Raw genomic sequence first — 23,155 nt, 5'->3', positions numbered from 1 at the left:
TCCACAGCCCCATCCACGCCAAACGGGGACAAGCGCCGGGAGCCTCCGGCCACGGCCCCGCCGGCGCTGTGGACAACCACCCCGCATCGGCCTTGGGTCGCGGTTTTCCACGACTTTTGTCGAAGTGCGCCCTGCCCTTCATACATTTCTCATCCGGCTTCATGTAGTATCCAGCGACCGAGCACTACATGAACGGCGTGGCCGCAGTCCCAGGCGGCTGCCAAGCAGAGTGAGGCAAGCAATGACTGAACGCGTGCAAGTCGGTGGCCTGCAGGTCGCCAAAGCCCTTTACGACTTCGTCACCAACGAAGCCATTCCCGGTACCGGCGTCAGCGCCGACCAGTTCTGGGCTGGCGCCGACAGCGTGATCCACGACCTGGCGCCGAAGAACCGCGCCCTGCTGGCCAAGCGTGACGAGCTGCAGGCCAAGATCGACGCCTGGCACCAGGAGCGCGCCGGCCAGGGCCACGACGCCGTGGCCTACAAGGCCTTCCTGCAGGAAATCGGCTACCTGCTGCCGGAAGCCGAAGACTTCCAGGCCACCACCGAGAACGTCGACGACGAGATCGCCCGCATGGCCGGCCCGCAGCTGGTGGTGCCGGTGATGAACGCGCGCTTCGCCCTGAACGCCGCCAACGCCCGCTGGGGCTCGCTGTACGACGCCCTGTACGGCACCGACGCCATCCCGGAAACCGACGGCGCCGAGAAGACTGCCGGCTACAACCCGCTGCGCGGCGCCAAGGTCATCGCCTTCGCCCGCGCCTTCCTCGACGAGGCCGCGCCGCTGGAAGGCGCCTCCCACGTCGACGCCACCGGCTACGCCATCGACGGCGGCAAGCTGGTCGTCAGCCTGGCCAACGGCAGCACCGGCCTGCAGAACCCGGCCCAGCTGATCGGCTTCCAGGGCGAGGCCGCGGCGCCCAAGGCCGTGCTGCTGAAGAACAACGGCATCCACTTCGAGATCCAGATCGACCGCAACAGCCAGATCGGCAAGACCGACGCGGCGGGCGTGAAGGACGTGCTGATGGAAGCCGCGCTGACCACCATCATGGACTGCGAGGACTCGGTCGCCGCGGTCGATGCCGAAGACAAGGTCATCGCCTACAAGAACTGGCTGGGCCTGATGAAGGGCGACCTGGCCGAGGAAGTGGCCAAGGGCGGCACCACCTTCACCCGCACCATGAACCCGGACCGCGTCTACACCGCGGCCAATGGCGGCGAGCTGACCCTCCACGGCCGTTCCCTGCTGTTCGTGCGCAACGTCGGTCACCTGATGACCAACGACGCGATCCTCGACAAGGACGGCAACGAGGTGCCGGAAGGCATCATGGACGGCCTGGTCACCAGCCTGATCGCCATCCACAACCTCAGCGGCAACACCAGCCGCAAGAACAGCCGTACCGGCAGCGTGTACATCGTCAAGCCGAAGATGCACGGCCCGGAAGAAGCCGCCTTCACCAACGAGCTGTTCGGCCGCATCGAGGACGTCCTCGGCCTGGCGCGCAACACCCTCAAGGTCGGCATCATGGACGAGGAGCGCCGCACCACCGTCAACCTCAAGGCTTGCATCAAGGCCGCCCGCGAGCGCGTGGTGTTCATCAACACCGGCTTCCTCGACCGCACCGGTGACGAGCTGCACACCTCCATGGAGGCCGGCGCCTTCATCCGCAAGGGCGACATCAAGAACGCCGCCTGGATCAAGGCCTACGAGAACTGGAACGTCGACATCGGCCTGGCCACCGGCCTGTCCGGTCGCGCGCAGATCGGCAAGGGCATGTGGGCCATGCCCGACCTGATGGCCGGCATGCTCGAGCAGAAGATCGTCCACCCGATGGCCGGCGCCAACACCGCCTGGGTGCCGTCGCCGACCGCCGCCGCGCTGCACGCCCTGCACTACCACAAGGTCGACGTGTTCGCCCGCCAGCAGGAGCTGGCCAAGCGCGAGCGCGCCTCGCTGGACGACATCCTGACCATCCCGCTGGCGCCGAGCATCAGCTGGAGCGCCGAGGAGATCCAGAACGAGCTGGACAACAACGCCCAAGGCATCCTCGGCTACGTGGTGCGCTGGATCGACCAGGGCGTCGGCTGCTCCAAGGTGCCGGACATCAACGACATCGGCCTGATGGAAGACCGCGCCACCCTGCGCATCTCCAGCCAGCACATCGCCAACTGGCTGCGCCACGGCGTGTGCTCCGAGGCCCAGGTGCGCGAGACCTTCGAGCGCATGGCCCTGGTGGTCGACCGCCAGAACGCCAACGACCCGCTGTACCGGCCGATGGCGCCGAACTTCGACGACAACATCGCCTTCCAGGCCGCCCTGGAACTGTGCATCGAAGGCACCAAGCAGCCCAACGGCTACACCGAGCCGGTGCTGCACCGCCGTCGTCGCGAGTTCAAGGCTCGCAACGCCCAGTAATACCCCGCCGGCCTGCCGGCAACCCGGGAGCGTCCTGCGCTCCCGGCCACGACGCGCCGCGCTCCCCCGGGAGGCGGCGCGTCGTGCGTTGTGGCCCGGCAAAAACCGGCCGGACACGGCCAATGGCCGATTGCCAGCGACACGACGGGCGGTTAGCGTGGCCCGATGGGTACCTGACAGACCCACTCCGGAGACTGCCATGCGCCGTTTACGTTTTCTCCTCGGCCTGCCCCTGCTGCTGGGCGGCCTCGGTGTCCAGGCCGCCGACTGCGGCCCGCTGCTGCAAGGCAGCCTGCCGCCCCTGCGCGGCAAGGAACCCATCGACCTGTGCCGCTTCGCCGGCAAGCCGCTGCTGGTGGTCAACACCGCCAGCCACTGCGGCTTCACCGGCCAGTTCAAGGGCCTGGAGGCGCTCTACCAGCGCTACCGTGGCCAGGGCCTCGAGGTGCTCGGCGTGCCGTCCGACGACTTCCGCCAGGAGGCCGACGACGCCGCGGAAACCGCCACCGTCTGCTACGTCAACTACGGCGTCACCTTCAGCATGAGCGCCGTGCAGAAGGTCACCGGCAAGGAGGCCATCCCGCTGTTCCGCAACCTCGCCGCGCAGAGCGGGCCACCGCGCTGGAACTTCTACAAGTACGTGATCGACCGCCAGGGCAAGGTGGTGGCCAGTTTCTCCAGCATGACCGGACCGGACGATGCGAAACTGCTCGCGGCCGTGGAACAGGCCATCGCATCGCAGCCCTGAGTGAAGCCAGCCTGGCGCAGATCAGGGGCTGCGCCAGGGTGCCGCGCGAATCATGAACGGACGCCCCCGGAGAACGACAAGATGAGCAAGAACGATGGTTTCGCGGAGGTCGGCAAGACCGCCGTCCTGCAGAACATCCAGGGTACCATGCACTTCCTGCTGCGCTATGCGCCGTTCAACCAGATGGAGCTCAGCCATCTGGCGCAGATGGTCGAGCAGTGCCGGCTGCGCTTCTACGCCGCCGGCGATCCGATCGTCGGTCCCGGCGACGGCAAGATCGAACATGTCTACATCGTCAAGCAGGGCCTGGTGCTGGGCCAGCGGCCGACCCCGAGCGGCGAGGGCATGGAGACCACCCAGGAGATCGCGCCGGGCGAATGCTTCCCGGTGGCGGCCATGGTCAGCGAGCGGGCCACCCGCAGCCACTACATCGCCGCCGAAGACACCTTCTGCCTGCAGTTCAATCGCGCCGCCTTCACCCACACCTACAACCAGTCGGAGGCCTTCCGCGACTTCGCCCTGCGCGGGGTCAGCAGCCTGGTCGGCCAGGTGCAGCAGCAGGTGCAGCTGCAGGCCGCGGAAAGCCTCGGCGCCCAGTATTCGCTGGAAACCCGCCTGAACATCCTCGCCGCCGCCAACCCGGTTACCTGCCGCAGCGGCATCAGCCTGCGCGATGCGGTGAAGCTGATGCACGAGAATCACGTCGGCAGCCTGATCATGGTCGACGACCGCCACTACCCGATCGGCATCTTCACCCTGCGCGACCTGCGCCGGGTGATCGCCGACGGCAGCGGCGACCTGCAGCAGCCGCTCGACGAGCTGATGACCCCCGACCCCATCCACCTGCCGCCGACCGCCACCGCCTTCGATGCCGCGCTGATCATGACCCGGCGGCAGATCGCCCACCTCTGCGTGGTGGAGATGGGCCGGCTGGTCGGCGTGCTGTCCGAGCGCGACCTGTTCTCCCTGCAGCGGGTCGACCTGGTGCACCTGGCGCGCACCATCAGCACGGCCCCGCAGATCGACAGCCTGGTCGAACTGCGCGAGGAGATCGCCCACCTGATCGACAACATGCTCGCCCACGGCGCCAACCCGGAACAGCTGACCCACATCCTCACCCAGCTCAACGACCACACCGTGGAACGGGTCATCGAGCTGATGATCGAGGAGCACGGCGACCCCGGCGTACCCTTCACCTGGCTGGTGTTCGGCAGCGAAGGGCGCCGCGAGCAGGCGCTGCTCACCGACCAGGACAACGGCATGCTGTTCGAGGCCGCCAGCCCCGAGGAAGCTGAGCAGATCCGCCAGCGCCTGCTGCCGCTGGCGCGCAAGATCAACGCCGCGCTGGACCGCTGCGGCTTCACCCTGTGCAACGGCAACATCATGGCCGGCAACCCGGAGCTGTGCCTGTCACGCCAGGAGTGGCTGCGCCGCTTCAGCGGCATGATCCAGAGCCCGACCCGCGACAACCTGATGCACTCGTCGATCTTCTTCGACCTGCGCCCGGTGTGGGGGCCGAGCGAAGGCTGCCGCCAGCTCCAGGAGACGCTGCTCGGGATGATCGAGGGCAACCCCCTGTTCCAGCACATGATGGCGGCCAACGCCCTGCGTCATCCGCCGCCCATCGGCCGCTTCCGCGACTTCATCGTCGCCAGCCGCGGTGCCGACAAGGACACCCTGGACCTCAAGGTGGAGGGCCTGATGCCCTTCGTCGAGGGGGTGCGCATCCTCGCCCTGGCCCACGGCATCAGCGAGTGCAACACCCTCGAACGCCTGCGCCTGCTGGGTGCGCGCGGCGTGCTGAAGCCCCAGGACGCCGCCGCCTACGAGGAGGCCTACCACTTCATCCAGATGACGCGCATGCAGCTGCACCAGCGCCAGGAGCGCGCCGGCCAGCCGCTGAGCAACCGCCTCGATCCCGACACCCTCAATCAACTGGACCGGCGCATCCTGCGCGAGTCCTTCCGCCAGGCCCAGCGCCTGCAGAGCAGCCTGAGCGTGCGCTACCAGCTATGAATCCGATCCGCGCCCTGTTGTCCCGCCTGCAGCGCCGCCACCTGGAACTCGACGACCAGCAGCGCCAGCGTCTGCGGGCGCTGCCGCCGCCTCCGCCGCCCGCGCTGGCGACCCCGCTGCACCGGCAGCGCTTCGTGGTGCTCGACCTGGAAACCACCGGACTGAACCTCAGCCGCGACATCGTCATCTCGATCGGCGCGGTCGCCATCGACGGCGGCGCCATCGACATGGCGCAGCAGTTCGAATGCACCCTGCGCCGCCAGGTCAAGGTCAACGAGGCCGTGCTGATCCACGGCATCGCGCCCAGCGAGCTGGCCGCCGGCCAGCCGCCGGCCGAGGCCCTGCTCAGCTTCATGGAGTTCGCCGCCGACAGCGTGATGCTGGCCTTCCACGCGCCCTTCGACCAGCGCATGCTGGCCCGCGCGCTGAAGCACGAACTGGGCTACAGCCTGGAAAACCCCTTCCTCGACGTCGCCGACCTGGCGCCCATGCTGTTCCCCGAGGTGCTGACCCGGCGCGGCAGCCTGGATTTCTGGATGGACTACTTCGGCCTCGACATCGCCCAGCGCCACCACGCCTCGGCGGATGCCCTGGCCACTGCGGAAATCGCCCTGATCCTGTTCAACCGCGCCCGGCGCATGGGCATCGAGCGGGTCGACGAACTGGCCGAGCGGGTCAGGTACTGGCAGCGCGCCCGCGAGGCCGCGCAGCGCTCCATCTGAGCGCGGCCTCGCGGGCGCGCCTCAGGCGTTGATGTGGTAACGCAACGCGAACAGCTTCTTGAAGTCCTTCACCACGTGCAGGGCATCGCGCAGCAGGTCGCGCTCGAGCTTGTTCAGCTTCTGCAGGTCGATGAGGTTGGGGGTCCGGTCCTGGCCCTTCGCGCTGGCCTCGATACGCTGCATCTGCTGGTTCAGGCGCAACTGGATGAAGATCGACAGGGCCTCGCCGAGGTTCTCGCCCATGGCCTTGTCCATCCGGCCCATCGCCACCAGCGCCTCGATGCGCCTGAAGGTGTTGGTCTCCAGGATGCGCTGCTCCAGCGCCATGGTCCTGACCCCGTGGACGATGGGGAAGATGCCGCCCTTCTTGATGTCCAGCTGCTCCTTGTCGCGCAGGTTGCCGAAGATGGTCAGCGGCGTATCGAAGTTCAGCGCGGCCTTGGCGAAGTGCGAGAAGAAGATGTCGTTGCTCTGCACCCGGCGCAGGAAGGCGTTCCTCGCCACCTTGAACAGGGCGATGTTGCCGGCGATCGGCTTGCTGTCCACGGCGATGGCCAGGTTCATCACCGACGCGCCATCGTAGCTGTGGCTCCAGTGCGTCAGCTTGCGCGCCCACTCCTCGATCGAGTTCACCCACTCGGGATTGGACACCATGATGTTGCCCGGGCAGGGCGGGAAGCCGAAGCTGATCAGGGTCTCGCTGAAGTGGCGCATGGTGTCCATCATCCCGGGCCACTCCAGCCCGTCGCGCACCAGCAGCGCATTGTCCTGGTCGGTCTTCATGATCTGCTCGCCGCGCCCCTCGGAGCCCATCACGATCAGGCAGACGTGCGGGCGCATGTCCTGGGGAATGAGCAGATCGAACAGCCTGGAAATGATCCGTCCGTTCATGGCGGCCAGCAGCTCCATGGTGAAGCGGATCTTCACCCCGGTGGAGATCAGCGCGCGGATCAGGTCGGTGAGCCCCAGCGCCGCCTCGCGCAGTTCCTCGACGGTGTTGGCGCGCTCGACGCGCAGGCCGATGACGTGGGAATGGCTGGAGAAGTGGCTGAGCACATCGGTCAGCTCGACGACCCCGACCAGGGCGCCGTCCTCGCCCATGACCACGACCCGCTCGATCTGATGCTGGGTCATCAGGATCAGTGCATTGAACAGGTAGTCGTCGGGCTCCGCGGTGACCAGGCGGTAGCTGGCGATCTCGGCGACATCCGTGGCCAGCGGCATCCCCTTCAGCACCACCGCATCGAGCAGGTCGGTGCGGGTCACCATGCCGTAGCGGTTGCCCTTCCTCGCCAGCAGGCAGTCCGACTTCATCTCGCGCATCAGGCGGGTCGCCTCGTGCAGACTGGTGCCGCCCGCCACGATCGGCGGCTCGCGCACCATGCCATCGCTGATCCGGGCCAGCATGAACTCGGTCATGTCCTGGCCCTGCCCGTGCTGCGCGACGATCTCCCGCTTGGCCGCCAGGCTCTGCTGGAAGTAGTCGGCAAACCGCGGGTTGCTGGCCATCAGCTCCAGCAGGATCCTGGTCGGCAGCACATGGCCGATGGTTTCCTCGACCGCGATGAAGTTGTGGATCGCCACGCCATTGATCGCGGACCAGCCGCCAAAATAGTCCTCGTCCTCGTAATGCACGAAAACGTGGCTGGCCAGCGGCTTGCCATCGGCATCCGGCTCGGCCACATCGCTTTCCGCGACGCGGCCTCTGGCGATGACGAATACGCCCTGCGGCGGCTTGCCCGCCTCGATGATCGCCTCACCCTTGTGGAAGCTGGCAATCTCCAGGCTGTCGCTCAGCAAGGCCTGCTCCCGCGCATCCAGCAGACTGAAGGGCAGGTTATCCATCTTGAACGAAACCGACATGACAAGCTCTCCGTCCTGATTGTTGTTCCTGTCAGACGCTCGAGGCGGCAAGCCCGGTCCCCGGATGCATCGATTCGACCGGGGGCGCGAAGTCCGCAGCGGCCACTCAGCCGTTGGCGGCACAGATGGCCCGATACAGCGGCGCGTCCTGCTCCAGCCTGGTCATGGTTTCGAACTTCGCCTGACCGGCCTCATTGAGCCTGAACATCGCCTGCTCGCTGCAGAGCAGCTGATAGGTGGCGCTGGTCACGGTGGACATCAGGTGCTGCTTCTCGAAGCGATACAGCACGAAACGGCCCATGCGCCCGCGACTGGTTTCCTCGATCTGCGCATTGGCGGAATCCAGCACCGTATAGGCCAGCGGCATCGGGAACAGGGCCGTCCAGGGGCGCCAGAGCATGTCGCCCTTTTCGCTCGAGACGATCACGGAACCTTCCGGCAGGCGCACCTGCTTGGCATCGAACCAGGTGTATTCATAGTGGATGGTATAGGAAAGCATCCCCAGACCCGCGAATGCCGGAATGATCCACTTCGGCAGCCGCTTGCGCGTCAGGCTGCGTAATACCAATGCGATTCCCGCACCCGCCAGGGCTGCGCAGATTGCGGCAATCAGATGCCAGATCATATATAGCCTCCTCAAAAAACATCGGGCCTCCAAATGGAAGCCCGATGTTTGCTTCAACCGTGGCTCAGATTATTAATCTGGCTTCTGGTCGCATTATTGCTTAGTGGCTGAGTGCGGCACCAGCACCCTTCGGAGTACGCACGCTCTCCACCAGATCCTGGACTGCCTTCGGCGGAGCCTCGGTAGCCAGCGACACGGCGTAGGCCACGGCGAAGTTGATGATCGCACCCACCGAACCGAAGGCCTGCGGGGAGATGCCGAACAGCCAGTTGTCCGGAGTGTTGGCGAAGGTCGCGGTGCCCGGAATGAAGAACCAGCCCAGGTACATGAAGATGTAGACGATGGTGACCAGCAGGCCGACAACCATGCCTGCGATCGCGCCCTTGTCGTTCACGCGCTTGGAGAAGATACCCATCATCAGGACCGGGAACAGGGTCGCTGCCGCCAGACCGAATGCCAGTGCCACTACCTGTGCCGCGAAGCCCGGAGGATTCAGACCCAGCCAGGTGGCCAGCAGGATCGATACCGCCATGGAGATCCGTGCGGCCTTCATTTCGTTCGCTTCGCTGATCTTCGGATTGATCAGGGTCTTGATCAGGTCATGACTCACGGCGGAAGAGATGGCCAGCAGCAGACCGGCAGCGGTGGACAGCGCAGCGGCGATGGCGCCCGCGGCGATCAGACCGATGACCCAGGACGGCAGGTTGGCGATTTCCGGGTTGGCCAGCACGATGATGTCGTTGTTGACGGTCAGCTCGTTGCCGTTCCAGCCACGCTCGGTAGCGGTCGGGGTGAACTGGGCGTTGGCGTCGTTGTAGAACTGCACGCGGCCATCGCTGTTCTTGTCTTCCCACTTGATCAGACCGGTTTCTTCCCAGGTCTTCACCCACTGCGGACGCTCTTCATAGGACAGGGCCGGAGCCTCGGTACCCTGCGGATACACGGTGGTCATCAGGTTCAGGCGCGCCATGGAAGCCACGGCCGGAGCGGTGAGGTACAGCAGGGCGATGAAGATCAGGGTCCAGCCGGCGGACCAGCGGGCATCGGCCACTTTCGGCACGGTGAAGAAGCGGATGATGACGTGCGGCAGACCGGCGGTACCGATCATCAGCGACAAGGTGAACAGGATCATGTTCAGCTTGTTGCTGGCGTCGGCGGTGTAGGCGGCGAAGCCCAGATCGGTGACCACGGCATCCAGCTTGGCCAGCAGCGGCATGCCGGACTCGACGTGGGTACCGATCATGCCCAGCGACGGAATCGGGTTGCCGGTCAGCTGGAAGGCGATGAACACCGCCGGTATGGTGTAGGCGATGATCAGCACCACGTACTGGGCCACCTGGGTGTAGGTGATGCCCTTCATGCCGCCGAATACCGCATAGGCGAACACCACGCCAGCGGCGATCCAGATACCGGCCGAGTTGCTCACTTCGAGGAAGCGGGAGAAGGCGATACCGGCACCGGCCATCTGGCCGATCACGTAGGTCAGGGAGATCAGCAGCAGGCTGATCACCGCCACCAGGCGCGCGCCACGGCTGTAGAAGCGGTCACCGATGAAGTCCGGTACGGTGAACTTGCCGAACTTGCGCAGGTAGGGCGCCAGCAGCATGGCCAGCAGCACGTAGCCACCGGTCCAGCCCATCAGGTAGACCGAGGTGGAGTAGCCGCCGGCAGCGATCAGACCGGCCATGGAAATGAAGGAAGCCGCGGACATCCAGTCGGCCGCAGTGGCCATGCCGTTGGTTACCGGATGCACGCCACCGCCGGCGACGTAGAACTCCTTGGTCGATCCGGCGCGAGCCCAGACCGCGATACCGAAGTAGAGAGCGAAGGACGCCCCTACGAACAGCATATTGATTACAAATTGGCTCATGCTGGCTTACTCCTCGACGCCGAATTCTTTGTCCAGCCTGTTCAGCCTCCACGCGTAGTGGAAGATGAGCGCGATGAACGTGATGATGGATCCCTGCTGAGCGAACCAGAAGCCCAGGTCCGCTCCGCCGACTGAAATACCCATCAGCACCGGGCGTAGAAGAATGCCGATACCATATGAAGCCAGAGCCCAGACCACCAGGCTCCATGTGATAAGGCGAACGTTTGCCTTCCAGTACGCAGCAGAATTGCTCTTATCGTCTGCCATTACCTTTCTCCGTATTGTTTTTATTGCAGGTGAAAGAACCACATCCTGAATCTAACAAAGGGGCTGCGACAAAAGTAATCCCCGACTTTAGTCTGAAGCCCGTCCCAGACGCCTCCCGCTCCGCCGGCTCACGGCGATGGCGAGCCCCTCGACCGGCGCGGCCGGACAGGTCATGGTGCGTTGTCCGGGGCATGTTCTCGACAAGCGCAGTTCCCGGCACATCCCGCCAGGCTCCCGGGCTTGCCGCAGCGGCAAACCTCCGCACCCGGGATGAGCGGCAAGGCGCAGGCGTCGCGCCGGCCCCGGCAATCCCCGGCGATGGAAAAGGCAATCCCGATTTCAGGCCTAGCGGATAGGCCGAATGTGCTGGATGCCATGGCAGCCACAGCAATATTTGGCGACAAATCAGTGTGCCGAAAGTCCCCTACACCGACGCTCCCCATTCGACTCAGGAAAGAGTGTTTCATTCACGACTGCGCACACCGGCAACCGAACGAGCGGATCGCGACAGCCGCAGGCACGACAGCGAAACCGGCATTGGAGCCGATGCAAGAGCCACTCAACCGGCGCTCTGCGGCACCCACACGCCAACCTGCTAGACTGTCCGGCCTTGTTTCCACCCAGGCCCGCCCCGTGACCGACGCCTTCGCCACCCTGCCCCTGCCCGCCCCCCTGCTCGCCAGCCTGGATGCCCTCGGCTACCGGCAGATGACGCCGATCCAGGCGCACAGCCTGCCGATCATCCTCGCCGGGGGCGACCTGATCGCCCAGGCCAAGACCGGCAGCGGCAAGACCTGCGCCTTCGCCCTCGGCCTGCTGGCCCCGCTCAACCCGCGCTATTTCGGCTGCCAGGCGCTGGTGCTGTGCCCGACCCGCGAACTGGCCGACCAGGTGGCCAAGGAAATCCGCCTGCTGGCCCGCGGCCTGGACAACGTCAAGGTGCTGACCCTGTGCGGCGGCGTGCCCTTCGGCCCGCAGATCGGCTCGCTGGAGCACGGCGCGCACATCGTGGTCGGCACGCCGGGGCGGGTGCTCGAGCACCTCAACCGCGGCAGCCTCAGGCTCGACGGCCTCAACCGTCTGGTCCTCGACGAGGCCGACCGCATGCTCGACATGGGCTTCGTCGACGCCATCGCCGCGATCATCGAGCAGACCCCGGCGCGCCGGCAGACCCTGCTGTTCTCCGCCACCTATCCCGAGGGCATCGAACAACTGGCCGCGCGCTTCCTGCGCCAGCCGCAGCGGGTCGAGGTGGAGGCGCTGCACGACGACAGCCAGATCGAACAGCGCTTCTACGAGGTCGATCCCGCCCAACGCCTGGACGCGGTGGCGCGCCTGCTGCTGCACTTCCGCCCGGCCTCCAGCGTGGTGTTCTGCCAGACCAAGGCGCAGTGCCAGGAAGTCGCGGCCGCGCTCAACGCGCGCAAGATCTCCGCGCTGGCCCTGCACGGCGACCTGGAGCAGCGCGAGCGCGACCAGGTGCTGGCGATGTTCGCCAACCAGAGCTGCTGCGTGCTGGTAGCCACCGACGTGGCCGCACGCGGGCTGGACATCGACACCGTGGAGGCGGTGATCAACTTCGAGCTGACCCGCGACCCGCAGGTGCACATCCACCGCATCGGCCGCAGCGGCCGCGCCGGCGCCAAGGGCCTGGCGCTGTCGCTGGTGGCGCCGAGCGAGGCCAGCCGCGCCAGCGCCATCGAAGCGCTGCAGCAGACGCCGCTGAACTGGGCCAGGCTGGACAACCTCAAGCCGCTGGACGACGCGCGCCTGCTGCCGCCGATGACCACCCTGTGCATCAACGGCGGGCGCAAGGACAAGCTGCGCCCCGGCGACATCCTCGGCGCCCTCACCGGCGAAGACGGCCTGCCGGGCGCACGCATCGGCAAGATCGCCCTCTACGACTACAACGCCTACGTGGCGGTGGAGCGCGAGCTGGCCCGCGAGGCGCTGCAGCGCCTGAGCGAACGCAAGGTCAAGGGCCGCCACTTCAAGGCGCGGATCCTCTGAGCCGCAGGCGCCGGCGGACGCCCGCGCCAGCCGACTGACGGCACCCCTGCCCGCGGCCGGCCGCGCCGCCAGTGGCTACAGTTGGAAGACGGCCGCGTGCCAGCCAGGCACGCGGGCGACTGTCCACGGAATTCGCGAGGCTCCCATGCCACAGGACTCCAGCCGGCACCGCGTGCAGGCAACGCGGCGGGCTGCCCGCGGCACGGTCGCGGCGCGGGTCCTGCTGCTCGCCCTGCTGACACTGTTCGCCCTGGCGGTGCGCGCCGAAGAGGCCAGGCCGCTGCTGCGCCTCGACGGCCACGAGCGGGCCCTCGACCTGTACCCCTACCTCGCCCTGTACCGCACGACCGACGATGTCCGGCCGGGCGACCCGGCGCCGCCGCTGCAGGCGCACTTCCAGCCGCTGCTCCGGCGCAGCGAGCTCAACCTCGGCTACACCGCGGACCGCGTCTGGCTGCGCCTGGAGCTGCAGTCGCAGGCCGCGCAGCCCGCCGAGTGGCGCATCGCCTTCAGCTATCCGGCGCTCGATCGCATCGAGCTGTTCAGCCTGGGCGCGGACGGCCTGCAGCGGCAGAGCGCCGGCGACAGCCTGCCGCGCACGCAACGCAGCCTCGACCATCGCGCGCCGCTGTTCGCCGTGCACCTGGCGCCCGGCGAGCGGCGCACCCTGTACTTCCTGGCGCACAGCTCGGGCAGCCTGTCCCTCGATGCCCGCCTGTGGACGGCGGCAGCCTTCCTGCACGACAACCAGAACGCCAGCCTGCTGCTGGCCCTGTACTTCGGCACCCTGCTGGGTCTGGCCGGCTACAACCTGCTGCTGTTCCTCGCCCTGCGCGAGCGCAGCTTCCTGCTCTACGTGCTGTTCGCCGCCAGCGGCGGCCTGGCCATGCTCGCCCTCACCGGCCTCGGCGCCCAGTACCTGTGGCCGCAGGGCGGCGCCTGGGGCACCCGCGCCCTGCCCTGCTTCCTCGGCCTGGCCAACCTCGGCGCCATCCTGTTCAGCCGCAGCTTCCTCGACAGCGCACGTCATGTGCCACGCTGGCATCGCCTGCTGAACATCGCCCTCGCCGTGCAGTTGCCGATCACCCTCGCCACCCTGCTGCTCGCCGCCCCGCTGATGCTGCAGGTGCTGGCCCACGCCAGCCTGGCCAACATCGTCCTGCTGCTCGGCTGCGGCCTGGCCTGTGCGCGCCGCCAGGTGCCGGCGGCGCGGGTGTTCGTCGCCGCCGGGCTGATGCTGCTGGGCGGCTCGCTGCTGCTGGCGCTGCGCAACTTCGGCGTGGCGGCGTCCAACGCCTTCACCGTCAACGCCCTGCTGCTCGGCTCGGCGCTGGAGCTGCTGCTGCTGTCCTTCGGCCTCGCGCAGCGCCTCAGCGTGCTGCGCCAGCGCCAGGCCGACGCCACCCTCGACGCCCAGCAGCAGGACCTGCGCGCCCTGCAGGAGCAGGAGCGGATCCTCGAGCAGCGGGTGGCCGAGCGCACCGAGGCGCTGGCCGCCGCCAACGAACGCCTGCGCGAGCTGGCGCTGCAGGACCCGCTCACCGGCCTGGCCAACCGCACGGCCATGCGCCAGCACCTCGAGCAGGCCTGGCAGCGCGCGCGCCGGCGCCGCGAGATGCTCGCGCTGATCCTCCTCGACCTCGACGGCTTCAAGCCGGTCAACGACTGCCACGGCCACGAGACCGGCGACCGGCTGCTGGTCCAGGTCGCTCACCGCCTGCAGGCCAGCGCGCGCAGCAGCGACCTGGTGGCGCGCCTGGGCGGCGACGAGTTCGTGCTGGTCTGCGAGGGTATCGGCAGCGAACTGCAGGCCGAGCAACTGGCCGGGCGCATCCTCGAGGAACTGGCCCGGCCCTTCCGCCTCGACGGCGTGGAGATCCGCATCGGCGCCAGCATCGGCATCAGCTTCGGCCTCGGCTGCCAGTGCTGCGAGGACCTGCTGCGCGAGGCCGACCAGGCCATGTACCGGGCCAAGGCCGCCGGGCGCAACTGCATGCACCTGGGGCGCCGGCTGGCCGAGGGCGAAACGCTGGACGAGCCGGCGGCGCCGGACGAGCTGTGAGGTTCAACGCTCCGGCTCCGCCGGGGTGCGCCGCTCAGCCAGCCCTTTCAGCAGGTCGATCGGCAGCGGGAAGACGATGGTCGAGCTCTTGTCTCCGGCCAGCGAGGCCAGGGTCTGCAGGTAGCGCAGCTGCATGGCACCGTTCTGCCGGCCGAGCATCTCGGCGGCCTGCATGAGCTTCTCGGAGGCCTGCAGCTCGCCCTCGGCGTGGATCACCTTGGCGCGCCGCTCGCGCTCGGCCTCGGCCTGCTTGGCAATGGCGCGGATCATCGACTCGTCGAGATCGACGTGCTTGATCTCGACGTTGGCCACCTTGATACCCCAGGCGTCGGTCTGGGTGTCGAGCACCTGCTGGATGTCGGCGTTGAGGCGCTCGCGCTCGGCGAGCATATCGTCCAGTTCGTGCTTGCCGAGCACCGCGCGCAGGGTGGTCTGCGCCAGCTGGCTGGTGGCGGCGTGGTAATCCTCGACCTGGATGATCGCCTTCTGCGCATCGAGCACCCGATAGTAGACCACCGCGTTGACCTTCACCGAGACGTTGTCGCGGGAGATCACGTCCTGGGTCGGCACGTCCAGCACTATGGTGCGTAGATCGACCCGCACCATCTGCTGCACACCGGGAATCACCACGATCAGCCCCGGACCCTTGACCTTCCAGAAGCGCCCGAGCATGAACACCACGCCGCGTTCGTACTCGCGCAGGATGCGGAACGCCGAAATCACCAGGCCGATCAGCATGGCCAGCAGGGCGACGAACCCCAGTTCGAACCCCATCATCTCAACCTCCTTCGGCGGCCGGCGCTTGTGTCGCCTCGACCTCCAGCAGCAGACCCTCGCGGGCCGTGACCCGCACCCATTGACCGGCCTGCAGACTGGCCTGGCTGCGCACCTGCCATTGCTCGCCCTGCAGCTGCACCCAGCCACAATGTGGATCGCTCGCCGCGACCCGCACCACTCTGGTCAGACCGCCGACCAACCCGGCATCGCCCGCCGCCGGCGCGCGGCCGCGCGCCTTGAGCGCCATGCCGAGCACCGCGGCGATCATCACCGCACTGCCGATACCGAGTGCGACGATCAGCCCCAGCGGGATACCGAAGCCGGGCACCTCGGTGTCGATCAGGATCAGCGCGCCGACCACGAAGGCCGCCACTCCGCCGATGCCGAGCACGCCGAAGCTGGGCAGGAAGGCCTCGGCCGCCATGAAGGCGATGCCGAGCAGGATCAGCGCCACCCCGGCGTAGTTCACCGGCAGCAGCTGCAGGGCGTAGAGGGCGAGGATCAGGCAGATGGCGCCGAGCACCCCACCGACCCCGAATCCGGGATTGGAGAACTCGAAGATCAGGCCGTAGATGCCGAGCATCATCAGGATCAGCGCCACGCTGGGATTGGTGATCACAGCCAGCACGCGGGTACGCCAGTCCGGCGCGCGCTCGAGCAGCTCGGCGCCGGCGGTGGCCAGGGTCTGCGGCTGTCCGCCCGCCTCCAGGCGGCGGCCATCCAGCTGACGCAACAGATCGGCGAGATCGACGGCCAGCAGGTCGATCACCTTGTGCTCAAGCGCCTCCTCGGCGCTCAGGCTGGCCGCGGAGCGCACCGCCTGTTCGGCCCATTCGGCGTTGCGCCCGCGCAGCTGGGCCAGGCCGCGGATATAGGCGGCGGCGTCGTTGATCTGCTTGCGGCTGAGCACGTCGCCGGGCGCTGGCGTTCCCTCCTCCTCGCGCTTGTCGGAATTCTCCGGCTTGTCGTCCGGCGCCCCGGGCGGCTGCGGCGGCGCACCCGGCAGGCCACCGATCTGCACCGGGGTAGCGGCCCCCAGGTTGGTGCCGGGGGCCATGGCCGCCACATGACTGGCATAGAGGATGTAGGTGCCGGCGCTGGCCGCCCGTGCGCCGCTGGGCGCCACATAGCTGACCACCGGCAGCGGGCTGGCGAGGATCGCGCGGATGATGATGCGCATCGAGGTATCCAGCCCGCCCGGCGTATCGAGCCTCAGCACCACCAGTTGCGCCCCCTCCTCCTGGGCCCAGGCCAGGCCGCGCACCAGATAGTCGGCGACGGCCGGACCGATGGGGTCGTTCACCGTCAGTACCGTGACCGGAGCCGGCGCCGCCAGCGCCCACAGCGGCGCCAGCAGCCAGAGCAGCAGGATTCGGCAGCAGCGCTCAAGGCATGGCGGCATGGCCATTCTCCCGGCGGACTCGCGAAGCGACTCCTAGCAGGATAGACGAGCCGCACGAGCTCCCCCGCGGCAGCCTCGAGCGGCATGCCCGGGCTGCGTTTAGAATGCGCGCATCACGCCCTTCGCTGCAGGACGCTCCATGCCCGCCACCTCGCTCCGCCACTCCCTGCGCCGCCTGTGGGCGCTGGACAAGTTCAGCTACAGCCTGCGGGTGCTGGTCGCCCTCACCGGCAGCATGGCGCTGTGCTGGACCCTGGGCAGCATGGAGCTGCTGATCCCGCTGTTCCTCGGCATTGTCGCCAGCGCCCTGGCCGAGACCGACGACAGCTGGCGCGGCCGCCTGCGCGCGCTGCTGGTGACCCTGGCGTGCTTCGCCACAGCGGCCTTCGCCGTCGAGCTGCTGTTCCCCTATCCCTGGCTGTTCGTCGCCGCCCTGGCGCTGTCGACCTTCGCCCTGACCATGCTCGGCGCGGTCGGCGAGCGCTACGGCACCATCGCCTCGGCCACCCTGATCCTGTCCATCTACACCATGATCGGCGTCGACCAGCGCGGCGGCGAGGTCGCCGACCTGTGGCGCGAGCCGCTGCTGCTGGTCGCCGGCGCCGCCTGGTACGGCGCGCTCTCGGTGCTCTGGCAGGCGCTGTTCAGCCAGCAGCCGGTGCAGCAGGCGCTGGCCCGGGTGTTCCGCGAGCTGGACCAGTACCTGCGCCTGAAGGCGGCGCTGTTCGAGCCGGTGCGCGAGCTGGACGTCGAGCGCCGGCGCCTGGAGCTGGCGCAGCAGAACGGCCGCCTGGTGGCGGCGCTCAACGCGGCCAAGGAAATCATCCTGCACCGCGTCGGCAAGGGCCGCGCCAACCCGCAGGTCAGCCGCTACCTGAAGCTGTACTTCCTCGCCCAGGACATCCACGAACGCGCCAGCTCCTCGCACTACCCCTACACCGCACTGGCCGAGGCGTTCTTCCACAGCGACGTGCTGTTCCGCTGCCGCCTGCTGCTGCGCCAGCAGGGCAAGGCCTGCCAGGCGCTGGCCCGGGCCATCGAGCTGCGCCAGCCGTTCGAGTACCAGCGCGCCAGCGCCCAGGCCCGCGACGACCTCGAGGCCTCGCTGGCCTACCTGCAGGCGCAGGACAACCCGCAGTGGCGCGAGCTGCTGCGCGCCTTGCGCGCGCTGGCCGACAACCTCGGCACCCTCGAGCGCCTGCTCGGCGCGGCGAGCGACCCGGATACCCTGGCCGAGGAGCAGGACAGCACCCTGCACGACCGCGACCCGCACAGCCTCGCCGAGGTCTGGCAGCGCCTGCGCCTGCAGCTCACCCCCACCGCCCTGCTGTTCCGCCACGCCCTGCGCCTGGCCGCGGCGCTGGCCGCCGGCTACGGCGTGCTGCACGCCATCCATCCGACCCAGGGCTACTGGATCCTGCTGACCACCGTGTTCGTCTGCCAGCCCAGCTACGGCGCCACGCGCACCAAGCTGGTCCAGCGCATCGGCGGCACCATGCTGGGCCTGCTGGCCGGCTGGGCGCTGTTCGACCTGTTCCCCGGCGCGCTGGTGCAGTCGCTGATCGCGGTGGCCGCCGGAGTGGTGTTCTTCGCCACCCGCGCCAGCCGCTACACCCTGGCCACCGCGGCGATCACCCTGATGGTGCTGTTCTGCTTCAACCAGGTCGGCGACGGCTACGGGCTGATCTGGCCGCGGCTGGTCGACACCCTGCTCGGCAGCCTGATCGCCGGCCTCGCCGTGTTCCTGATCCTCCCCGACTGGCAGGGCCGCCGCCTGCCCAGCGTGATGGCCAGCACCCTGCACAGCCATGCCAGCTACCTGCGGCAGATCCTCCAGCAGTACGCCAGCGGCAAGCGCGACGACCTCGCCTACCGCCTGGCCCGGCGCAACGCGCACAACGCCGACGCCGCGCTGGCCGCCTGCCTGGCCAGCATGCGCCTGGAGCCGGGCCACTTCCGCCGCGAGGCGGACGTGGGCTTTCGCGGCCTAGCGCTGTCGCACACCCTGCTCGGCTACCTGTCGGCGCTCGGCGCGCATCGCCCCGGCCAGCCCCTCGAACTGCACGGCAGCCTGGTCGAGCAGGCCGCCGCCCACCTGACCGCCAGCCTCGAGAGCATCGCCCGCGGGCTGCAGGCGCGCCAGGCGCCGGAGGCCGCCAGCCGCGACGAGGAGGCGCTGGCCCGCGAGCTGGAGCAGCTGCCGGAGGACGGCGACGAACGCCAGCGCCTGCTGCGCACCGAACTGGCGCTGATCTGCCGCCAACTCCAGCCGCTGCGAGAACTGGCGGCGCGCCTGCTGCGCCCGGGCGAGGACGCACGACCAGCGGCGGCCTGAAGGGCGGCCCGGGAGAATTCCGCGCTGGCGTCCTACACTCAGGGTTCACCCACCCGAGGAGAGCCGTCCATGGCCCGTAAAAACCCCTCCATGGATCCACTGCTCGCCGACTTCCAGGCGCTGGTTCAGGACACCGAGAAGCTGCTGCAGCAGTCGGCCAGCCTGGCCGGCGACCAGGCCGAAGGGCTGCGCGAACAGCTCAGGAGCAGCCTCGCCCGCGCCCGCAGTAGCCTGCAGGTCGGCGAGGAGTCGATGAACAAGTGCTGCAAGGCCGGCGTCGAGGCGACCGAGCACTACGTGCAGGCGCATCCCCTGCAGTCGCTCGGCCTGTGTGCCGGCATCGGCTTCCTGCTCGGCATGCTGATCGCCCGGCGCTGAAGCGATGAGCGCGGGAACGCAGGACGCCCCCGCCAACGACGCCGGCAGCTCGGCGCTGCGCGGAGCAGGAGCCGCCGCCCTCGGCCTGCTGCACGGGCACCTCGAGCTGCTGGGCATCGAGCTGCAGGAACAGAAGGCCGCCAGCCTGCGCCAGCTGCTGTGCGCCGGCCTGGCCCTGGTGTTCGGCCTGCTCCTGCTGTTCGCCCTCAGCGTGCTGGTGCTGCTGCTGTGCTGGGACAGCTATCGCCTGGAGGCGACGGTCGCCCTGTGCCTGTTCCACGGGCTGGGCTGCCTGCTGGCGCTGTGGCGCCTGCGGGCAACCCTGCAGCAGCAGCGCTTCCCCTTCAGCGCCAGCCTCGAAGAGCTGGCGCGCGACCGCGAGCAACTGCTGCCATGATCCCGCCGCCCCCGCCAGAACACGCCTCGCCGCAGCAGATGCGCAAGGCGCTGGTGCGCATGCGTCTGGAGCTGCACCGCCAGGAGCTGCGCTACGAAAGCCTGCGCCTGACCCAGCCGCTGCAGCAGCTGCGATCCTGGCCACAGCGCCTGAACCTGCCGCATGCGCCGCTGTGGGGACTGGCCGGGGCCACCCTGCTCGGCCTGCTCGGCGGCCGGAGCACCGCCAGCCTGCGCCACTGGCTGCGCCTGGCCGGGCCCTACGTGCCGCTGGTCGTCACCGCCCTGCGCCTGTTCGCCACACCGCGCCGGCGGCGCGCGCCGGAGCAGGATCCGCCGGCGCCCTGACGCCCGGGCCGCTGGTCCTGCCCGCCAAGCCGCCCTAGACTGAATCCCATATGCGCCCGCGCGCGCCCCAGCCGCCACGACCGGAGAGTCCGCGATGACCACCAGCAGTGAAACCGCCTTCGACCCCCGCGTGTTCCGCCGCGCGCTGGGCAACTTCGCCACCGGCGTCACCATAGTCACCGCGCGCAGCCCGAGCGGCGAGCAGGTCGGCGTCACCGCCAACAGCTTCAACTCGGTATCGCTCGACCCGCCGCTGATTCTCTGGAGCATCGACAAGCGCTCCGCCAGCCACGCGGTGTTCGAGGCCGCCAGCCACTTCACGGTGAACATCCTCGCCGCCGACCAGATCGAGCTGTCCAACCACTTCGCCCGCCCGCAGGAGGACAAGTTCGCCGGCATCGCCTATGAGGCCGGCCTCGGCGGCGCGCCGCTGCTGCCCGACTGCGCGGCCCGCTTCCAGTGCGAGCGCCACCAACAGGTGGACGGCGGCGACCACTGGATCCTGATCGGCAAGGTGGTGGCCTTCGACGACTTCGGCCGCTCGCCGCTGCTCTACCACCAGGGCGCCTACTCGATGGTCCTGCCTCACCCGCGCGCGCCGCGCAGGAGCGACCCGAACGCCGCGCCGGCGCCGGCCATGCACGGCCGGCTGATGGGCAGCAACCTGTTCTACCTGATGATCCAGGCGGTCAACGCCTACCAGGCCAGCTACGCGCCCAAGCAGCTGTCCACCGGCCTGAGCACCAGCGAGGCACGCATGTTGATGGTGCTGGAGGACAGTGCCCAGCTCGACCTGGTCGCCCTGCAGCGCGAGGTGGCGATGCCGACCCGCGAGATCAAGGAGGCGCTGGCCAACCTACGGCAGAAGGGCCTGGTGAGCGAGAGCGCGGCCGGCCACGCGCTGACCGAGGCCGGCCGCACGCAGACCGAGGCGCTGTGGGACATCTCGCGGCGCCAGCAGGAGGCGGTGTTCGCCGGGCTCAGCGCCGAGGAGCTGGAGACCTTCCGCAAGGTGCTCAAGGTGGTGATGCAGGCGCAGTGACCTACTTGCCCGGACGCTTACCAGGTGCCCCGCGCAGTGCGGGCAACTGGCCCGCCCAGTGCAGGGCGCCGCTGTCGCGCCACAGTTCGAAATGCTCGTCGCGGTAGTGCCAGCCTTCGTTGTCGCTGCCGACGACAATACCCGGACCGCTCAGGTCCGGCCGCCTGGCTCTGGCCGCGACCAGCGCCTTCCACACCTTGGGGAAGCTCGCGACGGCCTGGCGCAGAGCGGTCTCGGCCTCTGCCAGCCGTCCGGATGCGAACAGGGCAAGCACCCGGCCGTACTCGACGAAGGCGAAATCGTCCGGATAGCGTGCAGCCACCGCGACGGCCTCATCAGCTTGTCCAAGGCGGACCAGGTCATGGATCAGGTATTCGCGCATGCCCTGGTTGTCGTACGGGTTGGCGGTCAGCACCAGCCAGCGCATGACCTCCAGCGCCTTCTGCGGCTGCGCCCGCGCCATCTCCAGCGCGTAGTCCCCCGCCAGACGCAGCAACGGCCGGTTGCCGTGGAACCCCCACGGCAGCTCGGTCTCCTGCGCCTGCAGCGTCTCGAGCACGCAGTTGCGCAGCCGCTCGCCGCGTTCGAGCAGAAGTCTACCCAAGGCTTCGCTGCTGCCAGGCAGCACGTCCGGCTCATGATGGAGCTCCTCCACCAGATCGCCCAGCACCAGGAACGACTGTAGCGCCAGCGGTTCCTTGCCCAGTAGAGGCAGCCAGTCGGCAAGCCCGCCCCCCATGGCCTGCGCGCACCAGCGCTGCTCGAGCGCCTGCAGCGCAGTGTCCGGAACCAGCTCCGAGCCGTCCCGGTGGTAGGCACAGGCAACCGGCGGGCAACGCTCCAGCAGCCGGCCGAGCTCGGCCTGCGGACCTTCCGCCATCGGCAGCAGGCGCAGCATGCTTTCACCGCTGTCCGACACCAGGTCGCGCAACACGCCGATCAGCTCGCTGTGATCGTACTTCGGATCACGCGCCAGCTTGGCCGCCCAGAACTGCGCGCGAGCCCGGGCCTCCTCGCGACGCCCCTCGCCGAGCAGCAGCAGGATCTCCAGATGGGACAGTGCCGGCTCGTTCGGCACCAGTCGCTGCGCCTCGCGGAAAGCCCGCCAGGCCGCCGGATAATCGCCACGGTCGCTATCGATAGTGGCCTGGCGCTGCCAGGCGCAGGCACTGAGGGTCCTGTCGGCAGACGCCTTGAGCGCATCGATGAAGCGCTGGCGCTTGCGTGGCGCATGCGCCTTTCGGTAGCAGTCCAGCAACTGGTCGGCAGCGGCCTCCGCGCGTCTGTCCAACTTCGGCAGGTACTCGAACAACCCCTCCAGCAGCGCCAAAGCATCCTTGTCCTGCCCCCAGCTCTCCCAGAGCAGGGCAACCTCGGCCAACAGCCGCGGATCCGCGTCATACAGCGGCAACTCGCGCAGGCCCTTGCGGGGATAGGTTTTCAGCACGCTGGCCAGCAGCATGGCTTCGGGCGCGCCCAGGTCCGGTGCGCCGAGCGCGGCGCAGCACTGCTTGTACTTGCGCCCGGAGCCGCACGGGCACGGGGCATTGCGTTCCGGCTTGACCGGGGAGCGGGGCCGGAAGCGGTTTTCCGGAATGGGCACGGCATTCCAGACGTTGATCGCCAGCTCGGTGGCCATGGCGTTGCGCAGCGGCTCGCTCGCCGACACGGGCGCCACCTCCATGATGGCCAGCAACGGATCGACCATCTCGAGCATCCAGGCCCGGAACGCCGTAAACGATTCACCAGCCAGGATCCTGCGCACCGACTGGTGGCAGAGCATCATCGTGAAGGCCTCCCAGGCCTGCTCCCTTTTATCTGTACTCATGCTCCACCCTTGAGTGACACCACTGAAAGCTGTGGATCAGGCCGGGCAGC

At 68.4% G+C, this 23,155-nt stretch carries 18 protein-coding genes; 11 read left to right on the top strand and 7 right to left on the bottom strand.

Going from position 1 to position 23,155, the window contains the following annotated elements:
* Positions 1 to 241: 241 nt before the first annotated feature.
* From SK095_RS17890 to SK095_RS17875, 4 genes are all read left to right on the top strand, one after another.
* Positions 242 to 2,416, top strand: a complete 2,175-nt coding sequence (locus SK095_RS17890) for a malate synthase G (RefSeq protein ID WP_320547034.1) — start codon at positions 242 to 244, stop codon at positions 2,414 to 2,416.
* Positions 2,417 to 2,615: 199 nt separating this feature from the next.
* Positions 2,616 to 3,164 (top strand): glutathione peroxidase, encoded by a 549-nt coding sequence (locus tag SK095_RS17885; protein ID WP_320547033.1) that lies wholly within the window; start codon positions 2,616 to 2,618, stop codon positions 3,162 to 3,164.
* An 81-nt stretch (positions 3,165 to 3,245) separates the two neighbouring features.
* Positions 3,246 to 5,180 (top strand): putative nucleotidyltransferase substrate binding domain-containing protein, encoded by a 1,935-nt coding sequence (locus SK095_RS17880; RefSeq protein WP_320547032.1) that lies wholly within the window; start codon positions 3,246 to 3,248, stop codon positions 5,178 to 5,180.
* The gene (locus SK095_RS17875) at positions 5,177 to 5,902 is read left to right on the top strand and encodes a PolC-type DNA polymerase III (RefSeq protein ID WP_201486437.1); all 726 of its coding nucleotides are present in this window, start codon (positions 5,177 to 5,179) and stop codon (positions 5,900 to 5,902) included. The genes SK095_RS17880 and SK095_RS17875 overlap by 4 nt, the downstream gene beginning before the upstream one ends.
* Positions 5,903 to 5,923: 21 nt before the next feature.
* Here SK095_RS17875 and SK095_RS17870 read toward each other — a convergent pair whose 3' ends face one another.
* The 4 genes from SK095_RS17870 to SK095_RS17855 form a co-directional block, all read right to left on the bottom strand.
* On the bottom strand, positions 5,924 to 7,765 hold the full coding sequence (locus tag SK095_RS17870; RefSeq protein WP_320547031.1) for a putative nucleotidyltransferase substrate binding domain-containing protein: 1,842 nt from the start codon (positions 7,763 to 7,765) through the stop codon (positions 5,924 to 5,926).
* A gap of 106 nt (positions 7,766 to 7,871) precedes the next feature.
* Positions 7,872 to 8,390, bottom strand: a complete 519-nt coding sequence (locus SK095_RS17865; RefSeq protein ID WP_136489381.1) for a hypothetical protein — start codon at positions 8,388 to 8,390, stop codon at positions 7,872 to 7,874.
* A gap of 100 nt (positions 8,391 to 8,490) precedes the next feature.
* Positions 8,491 to 10,260 (bottom strand): sodium:solute symporter family protein, encoded by a 1,770-nt coding sequence (locus SK095_RS17860; RefSeq protein ID WP_201486435.1) that lies wholly within the window; start codon positions 10,258 to 10,260, stop codon positions 8,491 to 8,493.
* A gap of 6 nt (positions 10,261 to 10,266) precedes the next feature.
* Positions 10,267 to 10,527, bottom strand: coding sequence for a DUF4212 domain-containing protein (locus SK095_RS17855; RefSeq protein ID WP_201486434.1), 261 nt, complete (start codon positions 10,525 to 10,527; stop codon positions 10,267 to 10,269).
* A gap of 546 nt (positions 10,528 to 11,073) precedes the next feature.
* Here SK095_RS17855 and dbpA point away from each other — a divergent pair.
* Together dbpA and SK095_RS17845 are read left to right on the top strand one after the other, a co-directional pair.
* Positions 11,074 to 12,537 (top strand): ATP-dependent RNA helicase DbpA, encoded by a 1,464-nt coding sequence (dbpA, locus tag SK095_RS17850; RefSeq protein WP_201486433.1) that lies wholly within the window; start codon positions 11,074 to 11,076, stop codon positions 12,535 to 12,537.
* 145 nt (positions 12,538 to 12,682) lie between these two features.
* Positions 12,683 to 14,599, top strand: a complete 1,917-nt coding sequence (locus SK095_RS17845) for a diguanylate cyclase (RefSeq protein ID WP_320547030.1) — start codon at positions 12,683 to 12,685, stop codon at positions 14,597 to 14,599.
* A 3-nt stretch (positions 14,600 to 14,602) separates the two neighbouring features.
* On the opposite strand, the gene SK095_RS17840 is transcribed toward SK095_RS17845, so the two are convergent.
* Together SK095_RS17840 and SK095_RS17835 are read right to left on the bottom strand one after the other, a co-directional pair.
* Positions 14,603 to 15,373 (bottom strand): slipin family protein, encoded by a 771-nt coding sequence (locus SK095_RS17840; RefSeq protein ID WP_320548920.1) that lies wholly within the window; start codon positions 15,371 to 15,373, stop codon positions 14,603 to 14,605.
* A gap of 4 nt (positions 15,374 to 15,377) precedes the next feature.
* Entirely contained in the window at positions 15,378 to 16,778 is a 1,401-nt protein-coding gene (locus tag SK095_RS17835) for a nodulation protein NfeD (protein WP_320547029.1), read from the bottom strand.
* A gap of 139 nt (positions 16,779 to 16,917) precedes the next feature.
* Between SK095_RS17835 and yccS the strand changes: the two genes are divergently transcribed.
* From yccS to SK095_RS17810, 5 genes are all read left to right on the top strand, one after another.
* The gene (gene yccS, locus SK095_RS17830; RefSeq protein WP_320547028.1) at positions 16,918 to 19,113 is read left to right on the top strand and encodes a YccS family putative transporter; all 2,196 of its coding nucleotides are present in this window, start codon (positions 16,918 to 16,920) and stop codon (positions 19,111 to 19,113) included.
* 69 nt (positions 19,114 to 19,182) lie between these two features.
* Positions 19,183 to 19,491, top strand: a complete 309-nt coding sequence (locus SK095_RS17825; RefSeq protein WP_136489387.1) for a DUF883 family protein — start codon at positions 19,183 to 19,185, stop codon at positions 19,489 to 19,491.
* A gap of 4 nt (positions 19,492 to 19,495) precedes the next feature.
* Entirely contained in the window at positions 19,496 to 19,888 is a 393-nt protein-coding gene (locus SK095_RS17820; protein WP_320547027.1) for a phage holin family protein, read from the top strand.
* Positions 19,885 to 20,235, top strand: coding sequence for a hypothetical protein (locus tag SK095_RS17815; protein WP_320547026.1), 351 nt, complete (start codon positions 19,885 to 19,887; stop codon positions 20,233 to 20,235). The genes SK095_RS17820 and SK095_RS17815 overlap by 4 nt, the downstream gene beginning before the upstream one ends.
* Positions 20,236 to 20,329: 94 nt before the next feature.
* The gene (locus tag SK095_RS17810; RefSeq protein WP_320547025.1) at positions 20,330 to 21,277 is read left to right on the top strand and encodes a p-hydroxyphenylacetate 3-hydroxylase reductase component; all 948 of its coding nucleotides are present in this window, start codon (positions 20,330 to 20,332) and stop codon (positions 21,275 to 21,277) included.
* 1 nt (position 21,278) lies between these two features.
* Here SK095_RS17810 and SK095_RS17805 read toward each other — a convergent pair whose 3' ends face one another.
* Complete coding sequence (locus SK095_RS17805; protein WP_320547024.1) at positions 21,279 to 23,105, bottom strand: SEC-C metal-binding domain-containing protein; 1,827 nt, start codon at positions 23,103 to 23,105, stop codon at positions 21,279 to 21,281.
* Between the last annotated feature and the right edge of the window lie 50 nt (positions 23,106 to 23,155).

It is taken from the genome of Pseudomonas sp. AN-1, assembly GCF_034057115.1.
Lineage (GTDB): Bacteria > Pseudomonadota > Gammaproteobacteria > Pseudomonadales > Pseudomonadaceae > Geopseudomonas.
The sequence above is the reverse complement of the archived record's forward strand: the minus strand, read 5'-3'. Positions and strand labels throughout refer to the sequence as shown.